General features: G+C 71.7%; 6 protein-coding genes, 1 tRNA gene and 1 pseudogene. 4 read left to right on the top strand and 4 right to left on the bottom strand.

All coding sequences use genetic code 11. The annotated features are described in order from the left end of the window. Together ACFYR0_RS18205 and ACFYR0_RS18200 are read right to left on the bottom strand one after the other, a co-directional pair. Window positions 1–233 (bottom strand): annotated as a pseudogene (locus ACFYR0_RS18205) (MFS transporter); the annotation flags it as partial. 212 nt (window positions 234–445) lie between these two features. Further along, window positions 446–1,057: a TetR/AcrR family transcriptional regulator gene (locus ACFYR0_RS18200; protein ID WP_389328479.1), complete on the bottom strand. Its 612-nt coding sequence runs from the start codon at window positions 1,055–1,057 to the stop codon at window positions 446–448. A gap of 476 nt (window positions 1,058–1,533) precedes the next feature. Between ACFYR0_RS18200 and ACFYR0_RS18195 the strand changes: the two genes are divergently transcribed. The 3 genes from ACFYR0_RS18195 to ACFYR0_RS18185 all read left to right on the top strand — a co-directional run bounded on the left by ACFYR0_RS18195 (window position 1,534) and on the right by ACFYR0_RS18185 (window position 4,787). Beyond that, the gene (locus ACFYR0_RS18195) at window positions 1,534–2,817 is read left to right on the top strand and encodes a M6 family metalloprotease domain-containing protein (protein WP_389328451.1); all 1,284 of its coding nucleotides are present in this window, start codon (window positions 1,534–1,536) and stop codon (window positions 2,815–2,817) included. 244 nt (window positions 2,818–3,061) lie between these two features. Continuing rightward, window positions 3,062–3,137, top strand: a tRNA-Arg gene (locus ACFYR0_RS18190). A gap of 198 nt (window positions 3,138–3,335) precedes the next feature. Beyond that, complete coding sequence (locus ACFYR0_RS18185; protein ID WP_389328476.1) at window positions 3,336–4,787, top strand: ATP-binding protein; 1,452 nt, start codon at window positions 3,336–3,338, stop codon at window positions 4,785–4,787. A 372-nt stretch (window positions 4,788–5,159) separates the two neighbouring features. Here ACFYR0_RS18185 and ACFYR0_RS18180 read toward each other — a convergent pair whose 3' ends face one another. Further along, entirely contained in the window at window positions 5,160–6,308 is a 1,149-nt protein-coding gene (locus tag ACFYR0_RS18180; RefSeq protein WP_389328448.1) for a helix-turn-helix domain-containing protein, read from the bottom strand. Window positions 6,309–6,695: 387 nt separating this feature from the next. On the opposite strand from ACFYR0_RS18180, the gene ACFYR0_RS18175 reads away from it, so the two are divergent. Continuing rightward, the gene (locus tag ACFYR0_RS18175; RefSeq protein WP_389328444.1) at window positions 6,696–7,274 is read left to right on the top strand and encodes a DUF4232 domain-containing protein; all 579 of its coding nucleotides are present in this window, start codon (window positions 6,696–6,698) and stop codon (window positions 7,272–7,274) included. Window positions 7,275–7,404: 130 nt separating this feature from the next. On the opposite strand, the gene ACFYR0_RS18170 is transcribed toward ACFYR0_RS18175, so the two are convergent. Next, window positions 7,405–8,739, bottom strand: a complete 1,335-nt coding sequence (locus ACFYR0_RS18170; RefSeq protein WP_389328441.1) for a helix-turn-helix domain-containing protein — start codon at window positions 8,737–8,739, stop codon at window positions 7,405–7,407. Between the last annotated feature and the right edge of the window lie 117 nt (window positions 8,740–8,856).

The raw sequence follows: 8,856 nt of genomic DNA, 5'->3' as shown, positions 1-8,856 counted from the left end.
CCGCCGAACAGCAGCAGACCACCGAACGCCAGCGCGTACGCGGTCACCACCCACTGCCGGTTCCCGTCCGAGATCCCCAGATCCTGCTGGGCCGAGGGCAACGCGATGTTCACGATCGTCGCGTCCAGCACGACCATCAACTGCGCCAGAGCGATGAAGACAAGAGCCTTCCAGCGGCCCGGATCGGGCGCGGGGGAGGCCGGGGAGGCGGCCTTGGAAGCTGTTTCAGACATGGAGGTACCCACTTCGGGACTTCGTGACGGAAGAATCGGGTCGTATCGAGCGGACGTGTCAGGTCGACGTGTCCGGTGAAAAGTGCGTGGTCGGGGACGGCTCGGCGGCCGGTCGCCGCGAGCTCGTCATGCGTGGTGCGTGAGTGATGACTGGCGCCTGAGTGATGACTGTCGTCTGAGTGATGACTGGAGTGGAGCGCTGAACTGATCGGTCAGGCCTTGCGCAGGTCCTCCATGGTCAGAGCCTTCCCCGGCAGGGTGGAGCGGGCCGGAGCCCGCAGCCCGTCGAGGAACAGCTGAAGATGGCGGTGGACGAACCGGTCGACGTCCAGGCACGCGGCACCGGCCGGGGGCCTGCTGAGCTGGGCCACCGCGACCATCAGGTCGCCGAAGCCCACATCGGGCCTGAGCTGGCCGGCCTCCTTGGCGCGGTCCATGATCGCCTCGACGAGTTCCTCGCACCGCAGACGGGAGGCCTCCAGGTCCGGGTGGTTCTGGTCGAAGGTGCTCTGGATCATGGGGCACAACGCGCTGATCCGCTCGTCCGCGGCCGTGTGCGTGAAGCGCTCCAGTGCCTCGAAGGCGTCCCCGGTCTCCGCGAGCGCGTCCTCGGCCGCCGTGACCGTACGGTCCATGACGGAGCAGACGACCTCGCGCACCAGGGCGTCGCGGTCGGGGAAGTTGCGGTACACCGTGGCGTTGCCGACGCCGGCCCGGCGGGCGATCTCGTCGAGCGGCACATCCGGGCCGAACTCGACGAACATCTCGCGGGCGGCGGAGACGATCCGCTCCCGGTTGCGCAGGGCGTCGGCACGCAGCCGCATCGCCGGGCGGCGCACTGGGGTGGCGGCGGTCGTCGTCACGGCGTACTCCTCGGTCGGATCGGATCGGTTCGTGCTCGGGGTTCGGTTCGTACTCGGCCGGTTCGGCTGGTTCCGGGTTCCTGCTCGGTTCGTTCTCTGTCCGATCGGGGCTCGCGCTCCGCCGGGGTGTCCGGCGACCGGGACCTGGACCGGACCTGGACCCTGGGGCGATGCCCCTCGATGACCCTGGGGCGGTGACCCTTCGACCCGATCCGGGGACTGGATCCCCGTTTCGCCGTACGCACGGTTAAACGGGGATGGGCTCCCCGCTTATTTCCCGACTCCCGAAAGATCCCATGTGACCTGAGTCACAAACGCCGGAGCGGGAATCGCACGATCGGTCTCCCCCAGCGAGCGCACCCCGATCCCCCGGCACAGGGTGATCGAAAGGGTGCAGCCGGTGACCGGCGGCTGCCCGGAGACCGAAGGGCCCCCGCATGCAGCCGCAGCCGACCAGCCACATACGCCGGCGCCGCGCCGCCGCCCTCGCCTCCGTGACGGCCCTGACCCTCGCGGTCAGCACCTCCGCGGGCGCCGGCCGCCTGACGCTCGGCGGTACGGCATCCGGCCCGGGCCCCGCGGCGCTGGCGCGCTCCTCGGCCCTCGCGCCCTGCATGATCAACGGCGGCGCCGAGGTCCAGATGTCGGAGGGCGTCCCGACGCCGGCCGGCTACTCCCCCTCCACGGGCACGGTCCGCGCCCTCACCCTGATGATCGACTTCTCCGACGCGCCCGGCGAGGGACCCGCCCTGGAGCGCTTCCGGGAGTTCTTCCCCCAGACCCAGCACTGGTTCCGCACCGCCAGCTACGGCAGGCTCGACTACCGCCCCGAGGCGCCGATCACCGGCTGGCTGCGGATGCCGAAGCCGTTCGCCGAGTACGGCATAGAGCGCGGCGCCCCCTTCGACCCCGGCTACCGGCGCCTGGTCCAGGACATCATCACCTCGGCCGACCCCAGGGTCGACTTCCGCTCATACGACCTCCTGAACGTCCTGGTCACCCCCAACGCGGGCCCTTCCGCCCTGGACACGGTCCTGTCGGTGACCTTCGCGGGCAACACCGACGCCCCGGTCGCCGACGGCGTCCCCGTCGCCAACGCGTCCTTCGTCTACTCCCGCCAGGACGACGGCTCCGGCTCCTACGACCGCACCGGCTACCGCGTCCTCCCCCACGAGAACGGCCATGTCTTCGGCCTGCCCGACCTCTACACCCAGGAGGGCGGGGGCGCGGTCGGCCACTGGGACATCATGAGCGAGGACTGGGGGGCCAACAACGACTTCCTCGGCTGGCACAAGTGGAAGCTGGGCTGGCTGGACACCTCCCAGATCAGCTGCGCGGCCGCCCGGGGCACGACCGAGCACGCCCTCACCCCCCTCTCCACCACCGGCGGCGCCAAGCTGGTCTTCGTCCCCCTCGACAAACGCACCGGCTACGCCGTCGAACTGCGCACCCGGGGCGGCAACGACGAGTCCATCTGCCGCCCCGGCGTCCTGATCTACAAGGTCGACGCCGACGTCGACACCGGCCAGGGCCCGATCCGCGTCTACGACTCCCAGCGCGACAGCGGCGGCTGCACCCGCAGCCCCAACGTCCACGCCGAACTCTCCGACGCCCCCTTCTCCCCCGGCGAAACCTTCAAGGACCCGACCCGAAGCATCACGATCAAGGTGGCGGGCGCGGACCTGGAGGGTGTCTACCGGGTACGGGTCACTCGGGGGTGAGGAGGTCTTGGGCGGCTGGGGGTGAGCGGGTCTCGGGCGACCGGGGGTAAGGGGGCTTGAGCGGCATGCCGAGGCCCGGGCGACCGGACGCCGCCCAACGGATCGGATCGGGCGGCACCTCGGATCGGGCTCCTGGACGGGGCTGGGAGCTTCCCGTTCCCCGGCCCGGCCCTAACTCCCCGACCCCGCAAACGACCACCCGCTACACTGTCGGCGGCGGCGTTCGTCATGCGCGCACCGCCTTGCCTTCGTAGCTCAGGGGATAGAGCACCGCTCTCCTAAAGCGGGTGTCGCAGGTTCGAATCCTGCCGGGGGCACCAGCGCAAAGGCCCCGGACCGATCTTGGTCCGGGGCCTTTGACATCTACTTCTGGTCAGCGCCCATGTGCAGTCATCCCGCCGATGCGGTGCGCCCTCCTGGCCGACGCCGGGCGCGCCCGCATGGGGAAAGCTTGAATAAGTCTAGATATAAAAGCGCATCTATCCGTACAGAGGTGCGCAGTGGACAAACCCGCCGAGATGTCCGACCGCGACTTCGAGTGGGCCGAGCTGACCCGTTTCGCCGCCCTGCCCGGACCGCGTGCCACCCTCGGCGTGGTCTCCGGCCGCCGCCGCCAGGGCAAGACCTTCCTCCTGGACGCCGTCACACGGGCAAGCGGCGGCTTCATGTTCACCGCCACCGAGACCACCGAAGCCGACGCCCTGCGCCAGTTCGGCGAAGCCCTCGCCCGCCACCGCGACCAGCCCACCCCGTTCCGCTTCGCCCACTGGGACGAGGCGGTCACCGAGCTCATGCGCATCGCCGACAGGGGCGGCCCCACCGTCGCGGTCATCGACGAGTTCCCCCTCCTCGCCAAGGCCTCCCCCGCTCTCCCTTCGATCATCCAGCGCGCGCTCGACCCCGCCGCCCAGCACGTCAACACCCCCGTACGGCTCCTGCTGTGCGGCTCCGCACTGTCCTTCATGGGCGGACTCCTCGCCGGCAACGCCCCGCTGCGCGGCCGCGCCGGCCTGGAACTCGTCGTCCCCACCCTGGACTTCCGCCTCGCCGCCGAGTTCTGGGAGATCACCGACCCGCGCACCGCACTGCTCACCCACGCCGTCGTCGGCGGCACCCCCGCCTACCGCCGCGAGTTCACCCAGGGCGACGCCCCCGCCGGGCCCCACGACTTCGACGCCTGGGTCGCCCGCGCCGTACTCAATCCCGCCCGTCCGCTCTTCCGCGAGGCCCGCTACCTGCTCGCAGAGGAACCCGAACTCCACGACACCGCGCTCTACCACTCCGTCCTGGCCGCCATCGCCGCCGGAAACACCGCACGTGGCGGCATCGCCGACCACCTCGGCCGCAAGTCCACCGACCTCGCCCACCCGCTCAGCGTCCTCCAAAACGTCGGCATGATCACCCACGAGGCCGACGCCTTCCGCCGCAACCGCTCCGCCTACCGCATCGCCGAACCTCTCCTCGCCTTCCACCACGCGGTCATGCGCCCCGCCTGGGGCGATCTGGAGCGCCCCGGACGCGCCCCCGCCGTCTGGCGCCGCGCCCAGTCCGCCTTCCGAGGCAAGGTTGTCGGCCCGCACTTCGAACAGGTCTGCCGCGAATGGGCCCGCTGGCACACGTCCCCCGCAACCCACGGCGGGCGGGTCACAAGGGTCGCCAGCGGGACCGTCAACGACCCTGCCGCGAAGACCAGCCACGAAGTCGACGTCGCGGTCCACGGCGAGACCGACGGCGGCCGCGAAACACTGCTCGCCATCGGCGAAGCCCAATGGAACGACGTCATGGGAAAGGGCCACCTCGAACGTCTCCAGCACGTCCGTGCTCTCCTCACCGCGCGCGGCACCGCCACCGACGTCACCCGGCTGCAGTGCTACAGCGGCACCGGCTTCACCGACGAACTGCGCCACCTCGCCGAGAACGACCCCACCGTCCAGCTGATCGATCCAGTTCGCCTCTACCACGGCGACTGACCCGGTCGCGGTCAGCGCCTGCACGGGAAACGTGGCCTACGGATGGAAGCGCACCGGCAACCGCCGTCAGGCAGCTGACCTGTGGAAACGTCTACTGGCTCAACTCCGGGCAACCTAGCCGGTTCCAGGGCTGTCGTCGCAGGTGGGAGGGGCCCTAGGGTGCGGCGTATGGTCGATGACGCCCCTGGCTGTCCCGAGTGCGGTCGGGCCATGGAGTCCGGTGGGCTCGTCCTGGTCAGGCGGGAGGACGACGGTCGGCGGGGCTGCCGGGCGTTGTGGAGGTGCGCGGGGCGGCATCTCTGGTGGCGTTGGGCCGATCGGCCGGAGGAGCCTCTGGAGGTCTGCCTGGTTCCGCAGCTCTTCCGGTGACCCTCAGTTCGCGGTGGTCATGGGGATCCAGCCTGCGGGGTCGCGGTACCAGTAGTGCGGTAGCCCTTTGATGCCCGTGGTGCGGAACGGGCGGCCGTGGTCGTCGACGCGTACCGTGCCGCTCCGGCCCTGGGAGGACCAGTCGAGTTCGAGGTACCAGTCGCAGGTGCAGGACGCGGTGCCCGCGGAGAGGAGCAGGACCTCCGGCTCCCGTAGGGACACCCGGTAGGGGAAGTCGATCGCCGGAGTCGGTCTGTCCGGGTCGTTGCCGGGCCTGGAGCGGGCCAGGGGGCGGCGTGCGTCGAGGTCCACGGCGAAGTGGCGGGGGATCAGGACGGCGCCGCAGCCCTCGTACATGGAGTACGCCGCACCCTGGGGTGCCGCCGGGGTGGTGCGGTCGACGACGCGCACATGCAGGGCCTCCAGGACGACGGCCGCGCTGCCCCGTCCCTGCACCGAGATCCGCAGATTGGTGGTGCGTCCGTGCACCGCCCCCTGGGACACCGCCCACGCCTCGGCGTCCTGCGGGGTCGGCGGCGGCGGGACCTGCCCCGGCGGCTTGTCGATGACGTAGTCGTGGTCGCATTCGAGTTGCCAGAGGTGGGAGTCGGCCGTCCAGGTCAACGGGGCCGGCGCCGCGGGTCCCGGCGCGGTGCGGGCGGAGGCCGACGGTCCACCACCGCCTGGGTGGGGGCCGGCGGCGGATGTGGTGAGGCCGGCGAGTGCGACGGCGAGCACCGCCGCCAGTGCCATCGATCGGGAGGGCCTTCGGCGGGGGCGTTCGGCCTCCTTCGCCTGGCTGCCGGGGCTCGCGGATGCTGCCGAAGCCGCCAATGTCGCAGTGCTCGTCGTGTGTTGCGGCGTCTGTGGGCGCCGGGCGTCGGACGTGCCTGGTCGTTGCCGTGCCGCGGCTGCCAGGATCCATCTGCGGTGCAACTCCACGCGTTCCTCGGGCGAGGCTCCGCAGAGCGCGGCGAACCTCTCGATCCCGGTGAAGCTCAGGGGGACCGCCTCTCCGGCGCAGTAACGGTGCAGCGTGGAGGCACTCATGCCCAGGCGGCCGGCCAGCGCCGCGTAGCTGCGGTCCGTGCGCTCCTTCAGACGCGTCAGCAGCAACGCGAACTCCGCTACCTCGTCGTGGATCGCGTCCATGTGCTCCGTACTCGCCTCCGTGCGTCGGCCTGTGCCGCCCTGCCCCTGCCCGGGGCGGCGCCCCAGGTACTCCCGCTACCTGCACGTCAGTACGGCCGGGGCGGTTCCAGCGTTGTGCCGGGCCTCCTTCCCCATGGGTTCCCGTCCCGGACGGGCATCCCAGGCTTCGCTGTTTCCGCAGGTGGCCGGGGGTGGGATCGTTCCGCCGTCGCAGGTCGGCGGAACGCCGTTGTCCCAGGGGCGGGCCGCGTTCGACGCTGTGGCCGTCGCACCGGCTGAAGCGGCCGACCGCCCGGTAGCGCCACGACACCCCGACCCGTACCCGGGTCCGCAGGACCGGGCGGCGGGCGCGTGCGACCTCCTACCGATCAGAAAAGGAACACTCATATGAACGTGAAGTCTCTTGTGGGCCGCCGCGCCGCCGTGGTCACCGGTCTCGTCCTGGCTCTCGGGTGTGGTGTGTCGGCACAGGCGGCCTCCACCGCCGGGCCGGGGACGGTCGCCGCCAAGGCCGCCAAGGCCACCGTCGCAGCCTGCTCCCAGGAGGTCCTCGGGGTGTCCGCCGTGAAGGAGCCCGCGGACAGCAGGGACGCCAGGCACCTTCTCCTCACCGTCCAGAACGCCGGTGACAAGAAGTGCAACCTCTACCGCTACCCCCTCGTCCGGCTCGGCGCCGGCCGCACCACGGCCCCCGTGATCAAGGAGAGCGACCCGAACCCGGGAGTGCCCGTCACCCTGGCCCCGGGTGAGGAGGCGTACGCCGCCCTGCTCGTCAACGGCCCCATGGACGAGTACGAGGCGAAGAGCATCACGCTCGGCCTCCAGGGCCGTAAGCCCGGCAGCAGGGTGGGCGGGCCGATCGACGTCCCCATGCCCGTCGAGACGCTGTACGCCAACGACGGTCAGCGCGTCACCTACTGGACGACCGCTCCCGGTTACGCACTGGACTTCATCATGTCGAAGTGACCTGACCGGCCTCGGCTGTTGAAGTCTCCCCCGGCCCCGGTGCCGCGGGGGCGCATCCTGCCGGGGCACCGGCGCGACGGCCCGTCCCTTCCGAGGACTCGGAGGGGGCGGGCCTTCGGCGTCCAGGCGTCTACGCGTCGAGGGGCACCCACTGCCGCGCGCCGTCGCCGCCGGTTCCGAACCAGTAGTGGGGCAGGCCCTTGATGCCGCTGGTGCGGAACGGGCGGCCGTGGTCGTCGACGCGGGCCGTACCGCTGCGGCCCTGGGAGGACCAGTCGAGTTCCAGGTACCAGGCGCAGTCGTAGTCCTCGGTCACCGCGGTGACCAGGAACGCCTCCGGGTCCTCGGCGGAGACGCGGTAGGGGAACCGCACCACGGGGAGGGGCGTCGCGGTGTCGCCGCCGGAACGCGCGCGGACGATCGGGCGGTCGACGTCCAGGTTCACGGAGAACTCACGGGGCATCAGGTCGCCTCCGCAGCCCTGGCCCATGGCGTACGCGTTGCCGGGGGCCGGGGTGCCACGGCTGACTACGCGTACCCGGAGAGCCTCCAGGACCACGGCCGTGGACGACTTCCCCTGCACCGAGATCCGCACCATCGTCTGCCGTCCCGGCACCGCCCCCTGCGTCGCCGCCCACGCCTCGGCGTCCTGCTCCACCGGGGGCGGGGGCACCCGGGCCGGCTCCTTCTCGATGACGTAGTCGTGCCCGCAGCCTCCCTCCCAGACCTGGGAGTCGGCGGTCCAGGTGAGCGGCGCGTCCGCCGGTGTGGGAGCGCCGCTCCCGCCGCCGGTCATGTTGCCGGTCCCGTTGTCCGGCTTCTCGCCGGTCCCGCTGTCCGTCGACGGTTCGGTTCCCGTCGTACGGGAGCTGCCGGGGGCCTTAGCGGAGTCGTGGCGCGAGCGGTCGGCCGACAGCGTCGGCAGACTGGCCAGCGCCGCCGCCAGCAGTACGGCCGCCGCGGCCGCGCTCACGGCGGTGCGGCGTCGGCGGTACCAGGGTCGTCCGGTCGAGCGGGATGCTTCCGGCCGGGCCGTCGAGCGAGGGCTGTCTGAGGGAAGGCCGCTTGAGGGAGGGCCGCCCGCCGACTGGGCAGACACCGTCGGCTCGGCGGACACCGTCGGCTCGGCAGACACCGTCGGCTCGGCAGACACCGTCGGCTCCACCGGCTCCGCCGCCTCCGGCTCCACCACCCCCTCCCCCACCCGCCCCCGCTGCCGTGCAGCCACCGCGAGCAGCCACAGTCGGTGCAGTTCGAGGCGTTCCTCCGGCGTCGCCCCGCAGAAGGCGGCCAGGCGCTCCACCGGGGCGTAGTCCTGCGGGACCGCCTCGCCCGCGCAGTAGCGGTGCAGCGTGGAGGTGTTCATGCCGAGGCGCCGGGCCAGCGAGCCATAGCTCCGGTCCGTACGGTCCTTCAGCCGGCGCAGCAGCGCGGCGAACTGCTCGACGTCGTCCCCGGTCGGCACCGTTCCTCCGTCTCCCTCGTGTCCCTGTGTCCCAGGCGGCCCATGTATCTGCACGTCAGATGGGCTGGGATGGTTCCATGCCCGCCGCGGGGGCGTCCGGCGTTGCGCCGGGCCGTC

The sequence above is a fragment of the Streptomyces sp. NPDC005017 genome (assembly GCF_042873115.1).
GTDB lineage: Bacteria > Actinomycetota > Actinomycetes > Streptomycetales > Streptomycetaceae > Streptomyces.
Note: the sequence above shows the minus strand (reverse complement) of the source record. Positions and strands in the feature narration are given on the sequence as shown.

Excerpts from the sequence above, each read along its gene's own strand:
- ACFYR0_RS18180 (WP_389328448.1), bottom strand. The coding sequence starts at position 6,308 with ATGGACGCGATCCACGACGAGGTAGCGGAGTTCGCGTTGCTGCTGACG.
- ACFYR0_RS18175 (WP_389328444.1), top strand. The coding sequence starts at position 6,696 with ATGAACGTGAAGTCTCTTGTGGGCCGCCGCGCCGCCGTGGTCACCGGT.
- ACFYR0_RS18185 (WP_389328476.1), top strand. The coding sequence starts at position 3,336 with ATGTCCGACCGCGACTTCGAGTGGGCCGAGCTGACCCGTTTCGCCGCC.
- ACFYR0_RS18195 (WP_389328451.1), top strand. The coding sequence starts at position 1,534 with ATGCAGCCGCAGCCGACCAGCCACATACGCCGGCGCCGCGCCGCCGCC.
- ACFYR0_RS18200 (WP_389328479.1), bottom strand. The coding sequence starts at position 1,057 with ATGCGGCTGCGTGCCGACGCCCTGCGCAACCGGGAGCGGATCGTCTCC.